We start from the raw sequence: 19,343 nt of genomic DNA on the forward strand, positions 1-19,343 counted from the left end.
TCGGCTGCGAAGCAGTCGTCGCTTTGGCATGACGGTTTCAACAGAAAGACCGCATTGCTGATTTCAGGGCTGCTCCGCAGCCCAGCGGGAGCAAGCTCCCTCGCCACAGATTTGTGCAAGACCCTGGATTTTCCTCTGCCCTAGACCCCACCCATGCCTGCCAACCACTTCAACACCCACTGCCCCGACTGGGCGACCGCCCTGCTTAACGGCTTCAGCCAGATCTTTCTCCAGCGCCATCCGCTGTGCGGGCTGTTGTGTCTGTTAGCGATTCTTTTCACCGCGCCCGCTCTGCTCGGCGGTGCGCTGTTGGGCGGTGTCGCCGGGTTGCTTACCGCGCAACGTCGCGGGTATGCCAAGGCGGATCGTCAGGCCGGGCTGTTCAGTTACAACGGTATTTTGCTCGGCCTGCTGCTGAGCCTGTATTTCCCATGGTCAGCACTGTTGCCACCGCTGATCATCGCCTGCGGCGGCCTGAGTGCCATGCTCACTCAGCAATGGCTCAAAGGTGCTCGCGATGATCAATGTCTACCGGCGTACACCGCACCCTTCGTTGGGTTGAGCTGGTTATTGCTCGGCTTTGCCGCACCACAGCAACCCGTTCCGCTGATCGAACTGAACACCCTCAACCTGCTCGTCGCCGAATTGAAAGGCCTGGGGCAAGTCATGTTTCTCGGCCATCCCCTGGCCGGCGCGCTGATTGCCACCGGGTTGCTGATCGCCGATCGCCACGCCTTTGTGTGGGCGCTGCTGGGCTCCGCTGCCGGCCTCGGATTTGCCCTTCTGCATGGCGAAACTTCAAATGCCTTGCAGGGTTTGAGCGGTTACAACGCGGTACTCGCCGCCCTCGCCTTCAGCCCGCAACGTCGCCAACCCTGGCTGCCGCTGCTCGGCATTCTGCTCGCGGTATTGCTCACGCCGGGGTTCGCCGCACTGGGCCTGGCAACGCTGACCGCGCCGTTCATCCTTGCCTGCTGGCTGATTCGCGCAGGCATTCGGGTGTTGCGTCAGGCCGCCATGGACAGCGCACCTTGCGCTAGCGGGGAGAATCACCCTAGGCTGCGCTGATTCTCGATTCAGGCGTTATCCATGGACAGCAGCAAAAACTGGCGTGAAGAGCTTTACGTCATGATCTTCCAGACCGACACCCGGGCCGGTCGGCGTTTTGACAGCATCTTGCTGTTGATCATCCTCGCCAGCCTGGTGATCGTGGTTCTGGACAGTATCGACAGCGTTCACCAGAACTACGCCGACGTGCTGGCGTACATCGAGTGGGGCTTCACCGTCATTTTCATCATCGAATACGGCCTGCGCCTGTATTGCTCGCCCAAGCCGCTGCGCTACGCGTTCAGCTTCTATGGGCTGGTGGATTTGCTGGCGATCGTGCCGGGTATTCTCGCGCTGTATTACAGCGATGCGCAGTACCTGCTGATCATCCGGATCATTCGGATGTTGCGGATTTTCCGCGTGCTCAAGCTCAGCCCGTATCTGAAACAAGCCAACTATTTGATGTCGGCGTTGCGCGGCAGCAAACAGAAGATCGTGGTGTTTCTGCTCAGCGTCAGCACCCTGGTGACGGTATTCGGCACGCTGATGTACGTGATCGAAGGCCCGGAGCACGGTTTCACCAGCATTCCCAAAGGGATCTATTGGGCTATCGTGACGCTGACCACCGTGGGTTTTGGCGACATCGTGCCCAAGACGCCGTTGGGTCAGGTGATTTCATCCCTGGTGATGATCACCGGCTACTCGATCATCGCCGTGCCGACAGGAATCTTCACCGCGGAACTGGCCAACGCCATGCGCGGTGAACAACTGCAACACGATTGCCCGACCTGCAAGAAAAACAGCCACGAACACAGCGCGGCGTTCTGCTCTCGTTGCGGCAATGCGCTGTTCAAGAAAATGGAATAAGCAAAGTGCTTTTTAATCTTTAAACGACTATGAGAGCCCGGCTATAGTCGCTGGCAAATTGCCAACACTTTCCATCGAACACGTTTGATAAAACAAGGAATGCGCAGTGAAAAAACTCTTTGGCGCCTCACTTCTGGCCGCTGGCCTGGCCTTGAGCAGCATGGCTCAGGCCGCACCGACCCTGCTTAACGTTTCCTACGACGTGATGCGAGATTTCTACAAGGACTACAACGCTGCCTTCCAGAAACACTGGCAAGCCGAACACAACGAAAACATCACGCTGCAGATGTCCTTCGGCGGCTCCAGCAAACAGGCGCGTTCGGTGATCGATGGCCTGCCGGCTGACGTCATCACCATGAACATGGCCACCGACATCAACGCCTTGGCGGACAACGGCAAACTGGTTCCGGACAACTGGGTCACACGCCTGCCGAACAACAGCGCGCCGTTCACTTCGGCCACCGTATTCATCGTGCGCAAAGGCAACCCGAAAGCCCTGAAAGACTGGCCGGACCTGCTCAAGGACGGCGTGCAGGTGATCGTCCCCAACCCGAAAACCTCGGGTAACGGTCGCTACACCTACCTCTCGGCCTGGGGCTATGTGCTGAAAAACGGCGGTGACGAAAACAAGGCAAAAGCCTTCGTCGGCAAACTGTTCAAACAAGCGCCGGTGCTGGATACCGGTGGCCGCGCCGCCACGACTACTTTCATGACCAACCAGATCGGCGACGTGCTGGTGACCTTCGAAAACGAAGCGGAAATGATTGCTCGCGAGTTTGGTCGTGATCAGTTCGAAGTGATTTACCCGAGTGTCTCCGCGCAAGCCGAGCCGCCGGTGTCGGTGGTCGACAAAACCGTCGACAAGAAAGGCACTCGCGCGGCTGCCGAGGAATATCTGAAGTACCTGTGGTCGCCGGAAGGTCAGGAAATTGCGGCTGCCAACTACCTGCGTCCGCGTGACCCGGCGGTGTTGGCGAAATACACCGATCGCTTCCCGAAAGTGGATTTCCTGTCGGTGGAGAAGACCTTTGGTGACTGGCGCACCGTGCAGAAGACTCACTTCAATGATGGTGGGGTTTTCGACCAGATTTACAACGGCCAGTAATCACTGAGTTCAAATGAAAAAGGCGACCTGTGAAGGTCGCCTTTTTTTGTGGGATACCGTTACATCGGCGGTGTCACACCGTCCTTACCGGCCGAAATGGATTGAGCGGTCAGTGTCCCGTCGGCACTCTGGGTCACAAACGTCACGATCTTCACGCCCACCTTCAGCAAACTGCGATCCCCCGGCACCAGATTGACGATCGGCACATCCTCCGGCACCAGAATCGTCTGTTGGCCGCCCTTGTAATTGACGGTCAGAACCCGGCCGTTGCTGACCACCAGATCGCCTACGCTGCCGTTGGTCATGCTGCTGCCCTTGACCAGATCAAAAGGCCGATGGCCGTCGCCGCTGCCGGCCAGTTCCGGCGGGAAGACGTGGACTTCCAGCGCCTTGAGCGTGCCATCCTCCTGCGGCACGGCAGCCGAGCCGATGTAGCTGCCGGGCTTGATGTCTTCGATATTGGCCAGGGTGACGGCGCGGATTTTGGTGTCTTTGGTCAGGCTGATCACCACGTTTTCGCCGCTGTTGACATGGACTTTCATGACGTCGGCGCTGATGCCGGTGATCTCGCCGCGCACGCCAATGCGCATTCCCGGCGGCACATCGGCGGCCTGGGCAAGACCTGCCGTGAACAAGCTGATCAAGGTAACAACGCAAGCGCCGCGAATCAGGTGACGGAACATCGCATTCATATCGAAGTACCTTCCGGTTTATGGAGCGCAGGAGAACATAAGCACGCTATCGAAGAAGATGTAAGTGAATGTATCATCGGATCCCATTGTTCGGATGCATGGTTCATCGGCAGTCAGCGCATACCGGCGTCACTCATTCCGCAAAGGAATGATTACTATCAATCCAAACCCTCTTCCGCCGCTCTAGCCAGCCGATTAGCCTCTGCTCACTTTCTTCTTGCTCAGCGAGCCACGTTATGAATTCAGCGACTCAGGTGCCCCACGGTGCCGCGACAATGACCCGGGGCATGGTGCTGCTTTTCGCCTTCTGCTGCGGCGCGATCGTCGCCAACATCTACTACGCCCAGCCGATCATCGGCCTGATCGCGCCGGACATCGGCCTGACCGACACCATGGCCAGCCTGATCGTTTCGCTGACGCAGATTGGCTATGCGCTGGGCCTGTTCTTCCTGGTGCCGCTGGGCGATCTGCTGGAAAACCGCCGCTTGATGATCATCACCACCGTGGTGGCAATTGCCAGTCTGATGGGCGCGGCGTTCACCGATCAGCCGAACGTGTTTCTGTTGATCTCGTTGCTGGTGGGTTTCAGCTCGGTGTCGGTACAGATCCTGATTCCACTGGCCGCCCACCTGACGCCGGAAGCGTCGCGTGGCCGCGTGGTCGGCGGGATCATGGGCGGTTTGCTGCTGGGGATTCTGCTGGCCCGGCCGGTGTCCAGCGTAGTGGCCGACCACTTCGGCTGGCGTGCGATGTTCGTCATCGCTGCAGTGTTGATGGCTGCAATCAGCATCGTCCTGGCCCTGACGGTGCCCAAACGCCAGCCTGATCACAGCGCCTCTTATGGCCAGTTACTGGGTTCGCTCTGGACGCTGCTGCGCCAGCAACCGGTGTTGCGTCAACGGGCCTTTTACCAAGCCTGCATGTTCGCCACGTTCAGCCTGTTCTGGACCGCCGTGCCGCTGGAACTGACGCGCAATCATGGCTTGTCGCAAACCCTGATCGCGATCTTCGCCCTGGTCGGAGCGATCGGCGCGATTGCCGCGCCCATCGCCGGTCGACTGGCCGATGCCGGCCACACCCGCCTCGCCTCGCTGCTGGCGATGCTGTTCGCCAGCCTGAGCTTCCTGCCGGCCTTCATCCACCCGGCCTACAGCGTCATCGGTCTGGCCGTGACGGGCGTGGTGCTGGATTTCTGTGTGCAAATGAACATGGTCCTCGGCCAGCGCGCGGTCTACACCCTCGACGCCAAGAGCCGCGGCCGTCTGAATGCGCTGTACATGACCAGCATCTTTATCGGCGGCGCGTTCGGCTCATCGGTGGCCAGTGCGGTGTACGAACACGGTGGCTGGTTGTGGATCGTGATTGTCGGCAGCGTGTTTCCGTTGCTGGCGTTGTTGCGGTTTTTGAGTGTGTCGGAGAAGGCTGCATTGACGACTGCTTAAGACGCTAAAAGCTTCGCGGGCAAGCCTCGCTCCTACAAAGTCTTGCATTAATCCTGTAGGAGCGAGGCTTGCCCGCGAAGGCGATGTAACTGACCCTCCTCAATGCCGAATCAGCTTCTCCAGCGCAGCATCCGCGAGAAAGGAGGAACGACTTTTGACTTTGTGCTCTCGCACATAACGATCAATGCGCTGAATCACGTAGCCAGGCAGCGTCACGTTGACCTTCTCGGTCTTGCCCAGATACGGCGAGATGTCCAGCTCCAGCATTCCCCAACCCATGTCGGCAAATTCCGGATTCTCGCGGTGCGCGGCCGCAGAGGTCGGCATCGGAATTGACTCCCCGTCCGCCATGATCTCCTGCAGCATGATGTGGGCAATCTCGACTGCCGCGTTGTAAGCATCTTCAAACGTATCCCCGGCCGTCACGGCACCAGGAATATCGGGGATCTGAATACCGATGGCGGTGTTCTCGTCGCCCCACTCGATACAGATTGGGTATTGCATTATGGATCTCCTGCCAAACTGGCTCCCGGGCAATAAAGTCCGGCTCGCCTCCTGATGCTTTTGACCGTCCCGATCGGTAAATCCTTCTTCGGATGAGGGACGGGTATCGTGTAAGGGTTGTAACGGTGAGTGAAGATGTGATGACTGCCGGTGACCCGGTCCAGTGTCCAGCCCGCCTCCATCAGTTCCTTGATCAATAACCTGCTCTGCACCACCAGCCTCCTTGCTCCGGCCCAACAAAAATAACCCTAGGGTTACCTTTACTCAAGCACAAAAATCCGGATCGCGACGCTCGGTTGTTTTACAGGGTGTTGATTTGATCGGGTTGGCCATGTGCAGGGGTTGTTGGTGAGAAGGTCTGAGGCAGCATTCAATCAAGATCAAAAGATCGCAGGCTTCGCCAGCTCCTACATTAACCGCGTACACGCGCGATCATCGTCGTACGCGATTCTGTAGGAGCTGGCGAAGCCTGCGATCTTTTCAAATCTCAGAAAGCAAAACGGCGATCCCAAGATCGCCGTTTCCATTCACTGCCCGAATTGTCTGCCCAGCCCACCCGGCACACCGTGGATATCCGTCTCTTCCCACGGCCCGTTAGGGCTGATCGAGCGGCTCCAGCCGTTGTCCCAGCGGTAGTAGGTGCGCTGGCGGTAGAAGGTGTTGGTTTGATTGTCGAGGACGTAAACACCGAGTTTCGCATCCCAATGGCTGTTGCCCCCCGGTGGCGGGGCGAAGCTGGCGGAGGTGCGTGGCACCGGCTTCGATGGTTTGCTCGGTGTGGTCGGTTTGGTGCTCGGCTGCGAGGGCGGGATTGGCGGCAACCGTTCCGGTTCGTACTCCTGGACCGCACACGCGCTTAGCCCCAAAACCATCATGCTGAGGAGAGTGATACGAGCGAAGGCGGTCATGGTGGCGTTTCCTGTTATTTATCCGGGCTGTCGATGGTCAGTTTTTGTGGCGCGCTGGTGCTGGTGGCCAAAGGTTGGCTACGACCGATCCATTCGCCGGCAGTCGGTTGGCCGGCGCGGGAGATGCGCGCAACCAGTTGGACTTCGGGGAAGTTCGACAGTTTCAACTGGGGCATCATTGCATCGGCATCGCCCAGCTCGACGGTCGCTGGCAGGTCGGCAACGGTCAGACGCTTGGCGGCCAGCGGCGCGGGTGGGCCGGAAATGGCGCGGGCGAAGATGAACACGCTGTCGCCGGGCTGGACCCTGGCTTTCAAGTCGGGCGCCAGATCGACACGCACCTTGAGCAGCGCTGCAACCTTCACTGCCGGAGCCTGAACCTGAGCCACCTTGCCACCGCTGGCTTCAAGCTTCTCGGCGGCCTTGGCGATGCCGCCTTGCAGCGCGACACGGGACTGGTCATCCGGCGGCAGTTGCACCAACAGACGATTCCAGTAGTCGATGGCTTCCTGGTAACGCTCGCCTTCGAAGGCCGCGATGCCCAGCAGACCGAGGCTGGTGACCTCCTTCGGATCGGCTTTCAGTGCTTCGTCAGTCAGGGCCTGGACCTTGTCCGACCACTTCTTGCCATCGGCGAAGTATTGGGCCTGAGCCCACTGCCCGAGCAGTTCCGGCTGGCGACCGGCCAGGTTCACGGTACGCTCGAAGATCTTCGCCGCATCGCCAGGGCGGTCCTGAGCCATGTAAGTGCGGCCGAGGAAGTACAGGCCTTCGGCCGAATCCGGTTGGGCCGCAACCGCACGCTCCAGGCGACGGGTCATGTCTTCCATCGACTGCGGCGCCTGGGCGAACTCGCGGGTCAGCTCGACTTTGTCGCTGGCACCAAAATGCAGATACAGCCCAAGGCCCAGCACAGGCACCAGAATTGCCGCCAGCAACGGCAATGGCTTGCCCAGGCGCGACACTCGCGGTGCCTCGACGCCTTCGGTGTCGGCAAGCAGTTCACGGGCGGCTTCGGCGCGACCGGCATTCATTTGTTCGGCGTTGAGTACGCCTTCTTCCTGCTGAGTCTGCAACTCAGCCACGCGCTCCTGATACAGCGCGACGTTAAGCGCCGTACGATCCTCTTCAAGCTGGGCGCGACGACCGCGCAGAACGGGGATCAGCAAAAAACTCAGGGCTACCAGAAGCAGCAGGCCTGCAGCGAGCCAGAAATCAATCATGCTTGGTTTTATCCAACAGGTGGTCGAGGCGCTCGCGCTCATCAAAAGAAAGCGTGTCCGGGCTGTCAGCGCGTTGCACGCGACGACGGCGGACGATCACGGCGATGATCACAAAACCGCCCAGCAGCAGGCCGGCCGGGCCGAACCAGAGCAATGCGGTCTTGGCATTCAGAGCAGGTTTATAACGGACGAAATCACCATAGCGGTCGACCATGAAGTCGATGATCTGCTGATTGTCCTTGCCCTCGCCGAGCATGCGGAAAATCTCTTTGCGCAGGTCGGCGGCGATCGGTGCGTTGGAATCGGCAATGTCCTGATTCTGGCACTTGGGGCAACGCAGCTCTTTGGTCAGCTCGCGAAAACGCTCGCGATCGCCTTCTTTGGCGAACTCATAGGTATCGATGGCGGCGTGGGCCACGCCAGCCATGCTCAACCCCAGAACGGCGGCGGCAATCCAGCGCTTCATGGCTTAGCCTCGTCGACCAGCGCCTGATACTTGGCCGCCAGTTTTTCACGCCAGACTTGTTCGTCGATCACCCCGACGAATTTATCGCGGATGATGCCCTTCGCGTCGATGAAAAAGGTTTCCGGGGCGCCGTACACGCCGAGGTTCAGGCCCAGGGTACCTGCATCGTCACGGACGTCCAGTTGATAGGGGTTGTGGAACTCGGTCAGCCACTTCAAGGCGTCTGCATTGGTGTCCTTGTAGTTGATGCCGTAGATCACCACGCCCTTCTCGGCCAGTTTGTTCAGTACCGGGTGCTCGACCCGGCAGGAAATGCACCAGGTGCCCCACACATTGACCAGTGCCGGTTTACCCAGAATGTCCGCTTTGGTCAGGGTTTTGTCGCCCTGCACCGAGGGCAGGGAAAACTCCGGGAACGGCTTGTCGATCATCGCCGAGGGCAACTCGGCCGGGTTCAGGTACAGCCCCCGATACAGAAAAACAGCAACCACCAGAAAAATCGCCAGCGGCAACAGCATCAACCAACGTCTCATGCAGTGGCTCCCGTCATGCCGAGCGCTTCACGCACGCGGCTTTTTACCTTGACCCGATAACGGCGATCCAGCGCCGCCAGCAACCCGCCTACACCTGTGAGCAGCCCACCGAACCAGATCCAGCGCACGAACGGTTTGACGTGCACCCGAACCGCCCAGGCGCCCTCGCCCAACGGCTCGCCCAGTGCGACGTACAGATCACGGGTAAAACCGGCGTCGATCCCGGCCTCGGTCATCACCGAGTTCTGCACGGTGTACAGGCGTTTTTCCGGGTGCAGCACGCTGACTTCCTTACCATCGCGGATCACCCGTACGGTGCCCTTGTCGGAGGTGAAGTTCGGGCCTTCGAAGTGCTTGGCGCCTTCGAACACAAACTGATAACCGGCCAGGCTCATGGACTCACCCGGTGCCAGGCGCAGATCGCGCTCGGCACTGTTCTGGCTCGACAACACGACACCCAACGCGCACACGGCGATGCCCAAATGCGCAAGTTGCATGCCCCAATAGCTGCGGGTCAGGGTCGGCAGACCTTTGATCAGGCCTTTGTGGCGAGTCTTGTCGAAAATGTCCCGCACACCGGCCAGCAACACCCAGGCAGCCAGCATGAAGGTCGCCAGCACCGCCCAGTTGAAATCGCCGTAGGCGACACCCGCCACGACAGCCAACGCGGCGCTGCCAAGCAACACCGGGGTCAGCATGCTCATCAGCCATTTGACCGGGGTGTCTTTCCAGCGCACCAGCATGCCGACCGCCATCACCACCATCAGGATCGCCATCAACGGAATGAACAGCGCGTTGAAATACGGCGGGCCGACCGACAGTTTGGCACCGGTCATCGCATCAAGGATCAGCGGATACAAGGTGCCCAGCAGGATCATCGAAGCAGCCACCACCAGCACCAGATTGTTACCCAGCAGCAGGGTTTCCCGAGACCAGAGGTTAAAGCCCACATGGCTCTTGACCACCGGGGCGCGCAGGGCGAACAGCGTCAGCGAACCGCCGACCACAAACAGCAGGAAAATCAGGATGAACACGCCGCGCTCAGGGTCGGACGCAAAGGCGTGAACCGAGGTCAGCACGCCGGAACGTACCAGGAAGGTCCCCAGCAAGCTCAACGAGAACGCGGCAATGGCCAACAGCACGGTCCAGCTCTTGAACACGCCACGTTTTTCCGTGACCGCCAACGAGTGAATCAGTGCCGTGCCCACCAGCCAAGGCATGAAGGACGCGTTTTCCACCGGATCCCAGAACCACCAGCCGCCCCAGCCGAGTTCGTAGTAGGCCCACCAGGAACCCAACGTGATACCGATACCAAGAAAGGCCCAGGCGACGATGGTCCACGGACGGGACCAGCGTGCCCACGCCGCATCGAGACGACCGCCCAGCAGCGCGGCGATGGCGAAGGCGAAGGCCACGGAGAAGCCGACGTAACCCATGTACAGCATCGGCGGGTGAACGATCAGGCCGATGTCTTGCAGCAGAGGATTAAGATCGCGCCCGTCCGCCGGCATCTGCGGCAGGATCCGGGCGAAAGGGTTGGACGTCAGGATCAGGAACAGCAGGAAGCCGGTGCTGATCATGCCCATCACCGCCAGCACCCGGGCCAGCATCACTTGCGGCAACTGTCGGGAGAACACCGACACCGCGAAGGTCCAGCCGCCGAGAATCAACGCCCACAGCAGCAACGAACCTTCGTGAGCGCCCCACACGGCGCTGAACTTGTAGTACCACGGCAGCGCGCTGTTGGAGTTGCTGGCCACGTAGGCGACGGAGAAGTCGTCCGTCATGAACGCATAGGTCAGGCAACCGAAGGCGAACAGCAAAAACGCGAACTGCCCCCACGCGGCCGGCTGGGCCAGGCTCATCCACAAACGGTCGCCGCGCCAGGCACCGAGCAACGGCACCACGGCCTGCACCAGCGCGAAACACAGCGCCAGGATCATGGCCAGATGGCCGAGTTCGGGAATGAACAGCCCTGAACTGTAAAGTGCGGAAGTCATCCGTTAGCCCTCCTTGGCTTGCGTAGGTGCCGACTGGCCACTGTCTTTCAACGCCTTGGTCACTTCCGGTGGCATGTACTTCTCGTCGTGCTTGGCCAGCACTTCGTCGGCTACCACCACGCCGTCAGCGTTGAGCTTGCCGAGGGCAACGATGCCCTGCCCTTCGCGGAACAGGTCCGGGAGGATGCCGCGATAGCTGATGGTCACGGATTTGTTGAAGTCGGTGACGATGAATTTCACGTCCAGGGAATCGCCGGAACGTTGCAGCGAGCCTTTTTCGACCATGCCGCCCGCACGGATGCGCGTGTCTTGCGGCGCTTCGCCGTTGGCAATCTGGGTCGGGGTGTAAAACAGATTGATGTTCTGCTGCAGGGCGCTCAGGGCCAGGCCGACGGCAGCGCCGACACCGACCAGGATCGCGAGAATGATGACAAGACGCTTTTTACGCAGCGGATTCACTGGCCGTTCTCCCGGCGCAAACGACGCGCCTCTTGTTGCAGATACCGCTTGCGGGCCAGGATCGGCGCCGCCACGTTGAGGGCCAGCACCGCCAGGCAAATGCCATAGGCTGACCAGACATACAGGCCGTGATGGCCCATGGCGAGAAAGTCGCCGAATGAAGCGAAACTCATCGAGCGGCCTCCAGACTGTTCTGCACTTCGGATTTCACCCAGCTCGCCCGGGCTTCGCGCTTGAGCACTTCAAGGCGCATGCGCAGCAACAGCACCGCGCCGAAGAAACAGTAGAACCCCAGCACCGTCAGCAGCAGTGGCAGCCACATCTCGGCGGGCATCGCCGGTTTTTCGGTGAGGGTGAACGTCGCGCCCTGGTGCAGGGTGTTCCACCACTCCACCGAGTATTTGATGATCGGGATGTTGATCACGCCGACAATCGCCAGCACCGCGCAGGCCTTGGCCGCGCTGTCACGATTGCTGATGGCGTTGCCCAGCGCAATAAGACCGAAGTACAGAAACAGCAGAATCAACATGGACGTAAGTCGCGCATCCCAGACCCACCACGAACCCCAGGTCGGTTTGCCCCAGATCGCCCCGGTGACCAGCGCCACGGCGGTCATCCAGGCACCGATCGGGGCGGCGCATTGCAGGGCGACGTCGGCCAGCTTCATTTTCCACACCAGCCCGACAACGCCGCACACGGCCAGCATCACATAGATCGACTGCGCCAGCATGGCGGCAGGAACGTGGATATAGATGATTCGAAAGCTGTTGCCTTGCTGGTAGTCCGGCGGCGCGAAAGCCAGGCCCCAGACCACGCCGACGCTAATCAGCAGCAACGCCGCGACGCTCAGCCATGGCAGCAATTTGCCGCTGATGCCGTAAAACCATTTGGGCGAGCCGAGCTTATGAAACCAGGTCCAGTTCATTGCTGTTTCCATCACGGTTGCTGTTCGTTATCACGAAACAGCCAAAGGGTCTTTACTGGTTAAATTTTAACCAGACCTCATTATTCGCCGACACTGATCTTCAGGCCAGCAGCTATTGCAAAAGGTGCCAGGGTTATCGCCAGGGCGGTCAGGCTACCAAGCCACAAGAGATAACCGGTCGCCGGCATGCCCTGCAATGCCGCCTGCAAGGCGCCGCTGCCGAGAATCAACACCGGGATGTACAGCGGCAGAATCAGCAGTGCCAGCAACAGGCCACCACGCTTCAATCCTACCGTCAGCGCCGCGCCCACCGCACCGAGCAGGCTCAACACCGGTGTACCGAGCAATAAAGAAAGCAGCAACACCGGCAGACAAGCGGCAGGCAAACCGAGCATCAGCGCCAGCAACGGCGCGAGCAAAACCAGTGCCAGGCCGGAAAAGGCCCAGTGTGCCAGCACCTTGGCCAACACCAGAAGAGGCAAGGGGTGCGACGAAAGGACCCACTGTTCAAGGGATCCATCTTCGAAATCACTGCGGAAGAGCCCGTCCAGCGAGAGTAAAACCGATAAAAGCGCCGCCACCCAGACCAGCCCCGGAGACAAGGTTTGCAACAATTGAGTCTCGGGACCGACCGCCAGCGGGAACAAGGAAACAACGATGGCGAAAAATACCAGCGGGTTCGCCAATTCGGCGGGGCGGCGGAACAGCAAGCGAGCCTCACGGGCGACCAACAGGCCGAAAACACTCATACGGCCCAATTCCCCAAATCAATGTCGCGATAGCCGGCCGGCATCCGGCTCAGCGTGTGGTGAGTGGTCAGCACCACCATGCCGCCGCGCTCGCAGTGCGCGGCCAGGTGTTCTTCGAGTTGCGCCACGCCTTGTTTGTCGAGCGCGGTGAACGGCTCGTCGAGGATCCACAGCGGCGGGCTGTCCAGGTACAACCGCGCCAACGCCACACGACGTTGCTGGCCGGCAGACAGGGTGTGACAGGGAACATCCTCGAAACCGCGCAGCCCCACCGCCGCCAGTGCTTGCCAGATCGCCTCATGGGAGGCCGGTTGATGCAAGGCGCAGAGCCAGCTGAGGTTTTCTTCGGGGGTCAGCAGGTCCTTGATGCCGGCGGCATGGCCGATCCACAGCAGGTTGCGCGCCAGTTCGCTGCGTTGTTCGTTCAGTGGCTGGCCGTTGAGCAACACTTGACCGGCGGTCGGGTGCATCAAGCCGCAAAGCAGACGTAACAGGCTGGTCTTGCCACTGCCGTTAGGGCCGCTGATCTGTAACATTTCGCCACTGGCCAGTCGCAATTCGAGATTTTCGAAGAGCAGCCGAAGGTCTCGCTCACAGGCAAGGGCAACGGTTTGCAGGACAGGACTGGTCAAGGGTTCACGGGCCTTATGCGGTTCAAGTCGGCTCTGGCGCGGCCGTTAAAGAGATGCAGCATAGATGCTATGACGACTTGTTCTAGAGAGCTGCGTCAATCAATTGCAATGTTTTCGCCACTCAGCGAAAGACGGGCGGCATTATACATGGCGTTCCCTACTCTCAAGAGTGCAATTTCCTCAGGTTGTGTCCGCGTATGACAGGCGAAATGAACATCCTCCCGCTCCCGCCAACCACCCCGGCGACTTCGCGCCCTTTGGTGATCAGCGGCGAGTTGCTCAAGCTGCTGACGCCGATGGAGGGCCTGATCACGCCCGGTCAGACCGCCAAGGCTGAAGTGCTGTCGCTCAAGCAGGCGGATCAGACCTTTCAACTGTTGCTCAAGGTCACTCTCGACAGCGGCCGCCAGACCACAGTCCAGGCCACCAGCACTCAGCCGTTGCCCCAGGGCACCAGCCTGTCGATCACCCAGCCGTCGGCGGGCAGTCTGGCGGTTACGGTGCAACAGGCCATCGCCTCCAGCGTCGCCACCCTCACCCGTATCGATACCGCGCAACTGCCGGTCGGCACCCTGCTGCAAGGCAAAGTGCTGACCTCTCAGGTGATGCCGCAGGTGCCGGGCCAGCCGACGGTGTTTCGCTCGATGGTGAGCCTGCTCAACACCGCGCTGAGCGGCAACACGTTGAGCATCGACAGCCCGACACCGCTGCGCATCGGCACCTTGCTGAGCGCCTTGGTGCAGGACACCCAGACACTCAAATTCGTGCCGCTGAGCAGCCGTCAGGAACAGTTGGCGGTGACGCAACAACTGGTCAGCCAGCAAAGTCGCCAGGGTTCTCTGGATGGCTTGATCAAGCTCCTGCAAAACCTGCCGCCGTCGGATCAGACCTCCAGCGACCTGCGCGCCGCCGTGGACAAATTGCTCTCCGGCCTGCCGGACGTCCAACAATTGAGTACGCCCAAAGGCCTGGCCCAGGCACTGGCCAACAGTGGCCTGTTCCTCGAAGCCAAATTGCTGACCGGACAAAACCCGACGCTGGCGCCAGACATGAAAGGCGACCTGCTCAAGCTGATCGCCCAGCTGACGCCGAGCCTGCCGGCCAACACCAATCTCAACGCCATCATCGCCGCCAACACCCTGGCCCAGGCGATGCCGAGTTTCGTGCGCAATGCCCTCGGCATGCTCGGGCAAGTCAGCGCCAAGCCGTCACCGACCAGTTTTCCGCTGCCCGAGCGCCTGCTGCAAAGCGCGGAAGGCGAAGATGATCTCGAGCACCTGCTGCGCCTGGCTGCGGCGGCGGTTTCACGTTTGCAAAGTCATCAGCTGTCGAGCCTTGAGCAGACTGGCGTCACCAGTGACGGGCGGTTGATGAGCACCTGGCAACTGGAAATCCCCATGCGCAACCTGCAGGACATCGTGCCGTTGCAGGTCAAATTCCAGCGCGAAGAAGCCCCCGAAAAAGAACAACCGCGCGAACGCCGCGATGAACGCGAACCCAAGCAACCGCTATGGCGCGTCGAGCTGGCGTTCGACATGGAACCGTTGGGGCCGTTGCAGATTCAGGCCCAACTGATCAAAGGCAGCCTCTCCAGTCAGCTGTGGGCCGAACGGCCTTACACCGCGAGCCTGATTGAAAGCAATCTGGCCGCGCTGCGCGAACGCCTGCTGGCGTCAGGGCTGAACGTCGGCGATCTGGATTGCCACCTCGGCACACCGCCACAAGGCCCTCAAACCCGTCTCGAACAACGCTGGGTCGACGAAACCGCATGAACGAATCCACCGCACCGCGCCAGGCCATCGCCCTCAAATACGACGGCAGCCACGCCCCTACCCTTACGGCCAAAGGTGACGAGGAACTGGCTGAAGAAATTCTGCGGATTGCCCGTGACTACGAAGTGCCGATTTACGAGAACGCCGAACTGGTGAAACTGCTGGCGCGGATGGAATTGGGCGAGAGTATTCCGGAAGAGTTGTATCGCACGATTGCCGAGATCATCGCGTTTGCGTGGAATCTGAAAGGCAAGTTTCCGGCGGGGCATGATCCGCATGCGGTGACGGTGGAGAAGGACGTCACCGAGCGCGGGGGTGATTATTGAATCTTTGTTGAATGTAAAAAGATCGCAGCCTCGTTTCACTCGACAGCTCCTACATTGGGATGGTGTACGCCCTGTAGGAGCTGTCGAGTGAAACGAGGCTGCGATCTTTTGCTCTTCTCAGTTTCTGTGCAACTTGCTCATCAACTCCGCCTCAGCCTGGGTCAAGCCGCAAGACTGAGTCAGCTCATCGACGCTGGCCCCCATCCCCACCAGACGCGCGGCCTGGGCGAATGAAAGGCTCGATGGATCACGCTGCTCCAACTGCGCCAGCTTGTCCGGCAACGGCCCGACCACCGCACGCAGTTCGTGCAGGTCTTCACCCATGCGCACATTGCCGTTCTGGTAGTCGTCGACGCGCTTGGCCAGCTCCTTGATGCGCTGATCACGCAGCGCATCGCCCGAAGCCTGTTGTGCGGCGACCTGCCTTTGAGCGCGGATGTACGCCAGGAACATCGCCAGCGTGCCTGCCCACAAGAGGAACAGGACAATCACAGCCACCTCAAGAATCAATCAGATACTCTCCAGTTCCGACCATTCTTCTTCGCTCATCATCTTGTCCAGCTCGACCAGGATCAGCAGTTCATTGTTCTTGTTGCACACGCCTTGAATGAACTTGGCGGACTCTTCGTTACCGACGTTCGGCGCGGTCTCGATTTCCGACTGACGCAGATAAACCACTTCAGCCACGCTGTCGACCATGATCCCGACCACTTGCTTGTCGGCTTCGATGATGACGATGCGGGTGTTGTCGCTGACGTCGACCGTGCCCAGGCCGAAACGCTGGCGGGTGTCGATCACGGTGACCACGTTGCCGCGCAGGTTGATGATGCCCAGCACGTAGCTCGGGGCACCCGGCACCGGTGCGATTTCGGTGTAGCGCAGGACTTCCTGAACGCGCATCACGTTGATGCCGTAGGTTTCATTGTCCAGCTTGAAGGTGACCCATTGCAGGATCGGATCTTCGGAACCTTTTGCCGCCGTCGCCTTGTCATTCATACCCAGACCCCTCGAAAAACCGCCCTAGCGGTGTGTATTCAGTGCACCGGCACTTGAATGCCGATGCGTGTTTTTTATGTCGGTTTGTGGTTCGGCTTACTGCCGCCCATGTGCTTCGCCCCGCCGCTGGCGATCAATTCGGCCAGTGCGGCGACATCGAGCAAGGCGCACATGTGTTCAATCACCGTGCCGGCGAGCCATGGCCGCTGCCCCCGGTGACTTCTCCATTTGATTTCATTCGGGTCCAGGCGCAACGAGCGGCTGACCTGATGCACCGCCAGCCCCCACTCATAGCCCTGGACTGAAATAACGTATTGCAGGCCCTGGCGGAAATCGTCGCGGTAGCGGTCCGGCATGACCCAGCGTGCGGTATCCAGCACCTTCAGGTTGCCGGCCTGGCTCGGCAGGATCCCGAGGAACCATTCCGGCTGACCGAACAACGGCGTCAGCTCGTGGCCGGCCAGGGAATAAATCGAGCCCAGGCACACCAGCGGCACCGCCAGGGTCAACCCGGCGACATCGAACAACAGGCATTCGAACGGCTCGGCCGCCCAGGCCGGACGATCGTCATTTTCCACCGGAGGCGGCGTGTTGCTCGGCGGCAGATGAACTTCCACCACCGGCGGCACCAACGCTTGCAGCAACGGCGCAATCGTCGACACGGACGCCAGAATCGGTGCCGGCGCTTCGATCACGGCCACCGGTGCCTTCGCCACTGGCGCAACAACGGGGGCCGCGACCACTGCCGGCTTCTGCGCATCGCGCGCCTGCTCTTCGAGCACCGCCGCCTGAAACTCGTCCAGGGCAGCTCCAGCCTCGACAACCTCGGGCAGCGCCTCGACTTCAGGCAACAGCTCTTCGGTCGCGTCCTGCAGCAAGCCATCCAGATAAGACTGAAGGGCCAATTGCGGGCGCGAGGTGATCTTCACCGGCCGGGTCATGCGAATACCATCGTAGGGATCAGGCTCATCTCAAGCCACCTGCGGAACAAGTTGCTGAGCGAGCAGATGCTTGAGCAGTGCGCGGTAGGCGAGAACGCCGCGACTCTTGCCATCGAATTGCGACGGCGTCAGCCCTGCCCGGCTCGCGTCACGCAAGCGGGTGTCGATCGGGATGTAGCCTTGCCAGATTTCTTCCGGGTACTTGTCGCGCAACACGCGCAGAGTGCCTAGCGAAGCCTGGGTGCGGCGGTCGAACAGGGTCGGCACGATGTTGAACGGCAACGCCAGTTTGCGCGAGCGGTTGATCATCGCCAGCGTGTTGACCATGCGTTCCAGGCCTTTGACCGCCAAGTGCTCGGTCTGCACCGGAATCACCAACTGCTGGCTGGCCGCCAAGGCATTGACCATCAGCACGCCGAGCAACGGCGGGCTGTCGATCACGGCGTAATCGAAGTCTTGCCACAACTGCGCCAGACTCTTGGCGATCACCAGGCCCAAACCGCTCTGGCCCGGCGACTGGCGCTCAAGGGTGGCCAGCGCGGTGCTCGATGGCAACAGGGAAATGCGTTCGTCACTGGTGGGCATCAACAACTGACCGGGCAAGCCTTGCGGCACGCTGCCCTTGTGCAGAAACAGGTCGTAGCTGCTGTGCTCCAGGCTGTCGGGGTCGTAACCGAAGTAGCTGGTCATGGAGCCGTGGGGGTCGAGATCGACCACAACCACGCGCTTGCCCGCCTCCGCCAGTAAACCGGCTAAAGCAATGGAGGAAGTGGTTTTACCGACACCACCCTTTTGATTGGCAACTGCCCAGACTCTCATTCGGATTGTTCCTCCCGGTCGAAAAGGCCAACCGAGAAATAGCTCAACGTATTAATGCGGGTGACGGAGAATTGACGGCACTCTCGCGTCCCGGCGACTTGACCGGGGTCGGTGCAGTTTGTGTGCCAGCCCGCTTCAATGCGGCATCCGGTTGTGCATGAGCCGTTCCGGTACCGGTGAGGCTACGGCGTACATCAAGATTGCGTGACACCACCAGCACCACCCGACGGTTGCGCGCACGGCCTTCGGCGGTGGCGTTGTTGGCCACTGGCTGGAATTCGCCATAACCCACCGATGCCAAGCGACCAGGGTTCACGCCCTGCATCGCCAGCATGCGCACGATGCTCGCCGAACGGGCCGAGGACAGTTCCCAGTTGGTCGGGTATTGCGCGGTGCGGATCGGTTGATCGTCGGTGAAGCCTTCGACGTGGATCGGGTTGTCGAACGGCCGGAGGATCGCGGCGACCTTGTCGATGATGTTGAACGCGATGTCGCTGGGCATCGCGTCGCCGCTGCCGAACAACAGGCTGGAATTGAGTTCGATCTCGACCCACAACTCGTTGCCGCGCACGGTCATCTGGTTGGAACTGATCAAGTCGCCGAACGCCGCGCTGATGTCATCGGCGATGCTTTTGAGTGGATCTTTGGCGGCCTGGGCGATGCCGGCGTCGATCTGCTCGCTGTCCTTGACCAATGGCTTGGCCGGAGTCACGGTCTTCGGTCGCTCTTCGCCGATGGGAATTGGCTTGAGGGCGCGGTCAGTGTCGGTAAACACCCCGATCAACGCCTCGGAAATGATCTTGTACTTGCCTTCGTTGATCGAAGAAATCGAGTACATCACCACGAAGAACGCGAACAGCAAGGTGATGAAGTCCGCGTAGGACACCAGCCAGCGTTCGTGATTGACGTGTTCTTCATGCTGGCGACGACGTGCCAT

Annotated in this window: 24 protein-coding genes; 6 read left to right on the forward strand and 18 right to left on the reverse strand. The window is 60.3% G+C overall.

Annotation, left to right across the window (positions count from 1 at the left end; translation table 11 throughout):
- The first annotated feature begins 153 nt into the window (after positions 1–153).
- The 3 genes from ACEN9A_RS21515 (at position 154) to ACEN9A_RS21525 (ending at position 3,019) form a co-directional block, all read left to right on the forward strand.
- Positions 154–1,068: an urea transporter gene (locus ACEN9A_RS21515; RefSeq protein WP_258670499.1), complete on the forward strand. Its 915-nt coding sequence runs from the start codon at positions 154–156 to the stop codon at positions 1,066–1,068.
- A gap of 21 nt (positions 1,069–1,089) precedes the next feature.
- A complete protein-coding gene (locus ACEN9A_RS21520) occupies positions 1,090–1,914 on the forward strand; it encodes an ion transporter (RefSeq protein WP_019648131.1) in 825 nt (274 codons plus the stop codon).
- Positions 1,915–2,020: 106 nt separating this feature from the next.
- On the forward strand, positions 2,021–3,019 hold the full coding sequence (locus tag ACEN9A_RS21525; protein ID WP_019648130.1) for a sulfate ABC transporter substrate-binding protein: 999 nt from the start codon (positions 2,021–2,023) through the stop codon (positions 3,017–3,019).
- 59 nt (positions 3,020–3,078) lie between these two features.
- On the opposite strand, the gene ACEN9A_RS21530 is transcribed toward ACEN9A_RS21525, so the two are convergent.
- Positions 3,079–3,711, reverse strand: a complete 633-nt coding sequence (locus tag ACEN9A_RS21530; RefSeq protein WP_258670503.1) for a hypothetical protein — start codon at positions 3,709–3,711, stop codon at positions 3,079–3,081.
- Positions 3,712–3,947: 236 nt separating this feature from the next.
- Here ACEN9A_RS21530 and ACEN9A_RS21535 point away from each other — a divergent pair, with 236 nt between their 5' ends.
- On the forward strand, positions 3,948–5,153 hold the full coding sequence (locus tag ACEN9A_RS21535) for an MFS transporter (RefSeq protein WP_258670506.1): 1,206 nt from the start codon (positions 3,948–3,950) through the stop codon (positions 5,151–5,153).
- Positions 5,154–5,252: 99 nt separating this feature from the next.
- On the opposite strand, the gene ACEN9A_RS21540 is transcribed toward ACEN9A_RS21535, so the two are convergent.
- The 12 genes from ACEN9A_RS21540 to ccmA all read right to left on the reverse strand — a co-directional run bounded on the left by ACEN9A_RS21540 (position 5,253) and on the right by ccmA (position 13,552).
- Positions 5,253–5,657 (reverse strand): type II toxin-antitoxin system HicB family antitoxin, encoded by a 405-nt coding sequence (locus ACEN9A_RS21540; protein ID WP_258670509.1) that lies wholly within the window; start codon positions 5,655–5,657, stop codon positions 5,253–5,255.
- Complete coding sequence (locus ACEN9A_RS21545) at positions 5,657–5,869, reverse strand: type II toxin-antitoxin system HicA family toxin (RefSeq protein WP_019579596.1); 213 nt, start codon at positions 5,867–5,869, stop codon at positions 5,657–5,659. The genes ACEN9A_RS21540 and ACEN9A_RS21545 overlap by 1 nt, the downstream gene beginning before the upstream one ends.
- A 315-nt stretch (positions 5,870–6,184) precedes the next feature.
- On the reverse strand, positions 6,185–6,565 hold the full coding sequence (locus tag ACEN9A_RS21550; RefSeq protein WP_258670514.1) for a hypothetical protein: 381 nt from the start codon (positions 6,563–6,565) through the stop codon (positions 6,185–6,187).
- A 14-nt stretch (positions 6,566–6,579) separates the two neighbouring features.
- Positions 6,580–7,788, reverse strand: coding sequence for a c-type cytochrome biogenesis protein CcmI (gene ccmI, locus ACEN9A_RS21555; RefSeq protein ID WP_258670516.1), 1,209 nt, complete (start codon positions 7,786–7,788; stop codon positions 6,580–6,582).
- Positions 7,781–8,254, reverse strand: coding sequence for a cytochrome c-type biogenesis protein (locus ACEN9A_RS21560; protein WP_018925074.1), 474 nt, complete (start codon positions 8,252–8,254; stop codon positions 7,781–7,783). Before ACEN9A_RS21560 ends, ccmI begins: the two co-directional genes overlap by 8 nt.
- Positions 8,251–8,787, reverse strand: coding sequence for a DsbE family thiol:disulfide interchange protein (locus ACEN9A_RS21565; protein WP_258670519.1), 537 nt, complete (start codon positions 8,785–8,787; stop codon positions 8,251–8,253). The genes ACEN9A_RS21560 and ACEN9A_RS21565 overlap by 4 nt, the downstream gene beginning before the upstream one ends.
- On the reverse strand, positions 8,784–10,787 hold the full coding sequence (locus ACEN9A_RS21570) for a heme lyase CcmF/NrfE family subunit (protein ID WP_258670522.1): 2,004 nt from the start codon (positions 10,785–10,787) through the stop codon (positions 8,784–8,786). The genes ACEN9A_RS21565 and ACEN9A_RS21570 overlap by 4 nt, the downstream gene beginning before the upstream one ends.
- A 3-nt stretch (positions 10,788–10,790) precedes the next feature.
- Positions 10,791–11,246: a cytochrome c maturation protein CcmE gene (gene ccmE / locus ACEN9A_RS21575; protein ID WP_019648123.1), complete on the reverse strand. Its 456-nt coding sequence runs from the start codon at positions 11,244–11,246 to the stop codon at positions 10,791–10,793.
- The gene (gene ccmD, locus ACEN9A_RS21580) at positions 11,243–11,419 is read right to left on the reverse strand and encodes a heme exporter protein CcmD (protein WP_007939192.1); all 177 of its coding nucleotides are present in this window, start codon (positions 11,417–11,419) and stop codon (positions 11,243–11,245) included. The genes ccmE and ccmD overlap by 4 nt, the downstream gene beginning before the upstream one ends.
- The gene (locus tag ACEN9A_RS21585; protein WP_007939194.1) at positions 11,416–12,171 is read right to left on the reverse strand and encodes a heme ABC transporter permease; all 756 of its coding nucleotides are present in this window, start codon (positions 12,169–12,171) and stop codon (positions 11,416–11,418) included. Before ACEN9A_RS21585 ends, ccmD begins: the two co-directional genes overlap by 4 nt.
- A gap of 80 nt (positions 12,172–12,251) precedes the next feature.
- On the reverse strand, positions 12,252–12,920 hold the full coding sequence (gene ccmB, locus ACEN9A_RS21590; RefSeq protein WP_007939195.1) for a heme exporter protein CcmB: 669 nt from the start codon (positions 12,918–12,920) through the stop codon (positions 12,252–12,254).
- Positions 12,917–13,552, reverse strand: a complete 636-nt coding sequence (gene ccmA, locus ACEN9A_RS21595; protein ID WP_007939196.1) for a cytochrome c biogenesis heme-transporting ATPase CcmA — start codon at positions 13,550–13,552, stop codon at positions 12,917–12,919. Before ccmA ends, ccmB begins: the two co-directional genes overlap by 4 nt.
- Before the next feature lie 197 nt (positions 13,553–13,749).
- Here ccmA and fliK point away from each other — a divergent pair, with 197 nt between their 5' ends.
- Together fliK and ACEN9A_RS21605 are read left to right on the forward strand one after the other, a co-directional pair.
- Positions 13,750–15,324: a flagellar hook-length control protein FliK gene (gene fliK, locus ACEN9A_RS21600; protein ID WP_413386058.1), complete on the forward strand. Its 1,575-nt coding sequence runs from the start codon at positions 13,750–13,752 to the stop codon at positions 15,322–15,324.
- Entirely contained in the window at positions 15,321–15,650 is a 330-nt protein-coding gene (locus tag ACEN9A_RS21605) for an EscU/YscU/HrcU family type III secretion system export apparatus switch protein (protein WP_019648120.1), read from the forward strand. The genes fliK and ACEN9A_RS21605 overlap by 4 nt, the downstream gene beginning before the upstream one ends.
- A 117-nt stretch (positions 15,651–15,767) precedes the next feature.
- Here ACEN9A_RS21605 and ACEN9A_RS21610 read toward each other — a convergent pair whose 3' ends face one another.
- The 5 genes from ACEN9A_RS21610 to motD form a co-directional block, all read right to left on the reverse strand.
- Positions 15,768–16,160 carry a DUF2802 domain-containing protein gene (locus tag ACEN9A_RS21610; protein WP_258670528.1) on the reverse strand — a complete coding sequence of 131 codons (393 nt, stop codon included), beginning with the start codon at positions 16,158–16,160 and terminating at the stop codon, positions 15,768–15,770.
- Positions 16,161–16,646 (reverse strand): chemotaxis protein CheW, encoded by a 486-nt coding sequence (locus tag ACEN9A_RS21615; protein ID WP_007938663.1) that lies wholly within the window; start codon positions 16,644–16,646, stop codon positions 16,161–16,163.
- A 74-nt stretch (positions 16,647–16,720) separates the two neighbouring features.
- On the reverse strand, positions 16,721–17,587 hold the full coding sequence (locus ACEN9A_RS21620; protein WP_258670530.1) for a CheW domain-containing protein: 867 nt from the start codon (positions 17,585–17,587) through the stop codon (positions 16,721–16,723).
- Positions 17,588–17,617: 30 nt separating this feature from the next.
- On the reverse strand, positions 17,618–18,406 hold the full coding sequence (locus ACEN9A_RS21625; protein ID WP_007938661.1) for a ParA family protein: 789 nt from the start codon (positions 18,404–18,406) through the stop codon (positions 17,618–17,620).
- Positions 18,407–18,449: 43 nt separating this feature from the next.
- Entirely contained in the window at positions 18,450–19,343 is an 894-nt protein-coding gene (gene motD, locus ACEN9A_RS21630; RefSeq protein ID WP_019648117.1) for a flagellar motor protein MotD, read from the reverse strand.

This window comes from Pseudomonas sp. Pseusp18 (genome assembly GCF_059506005.1).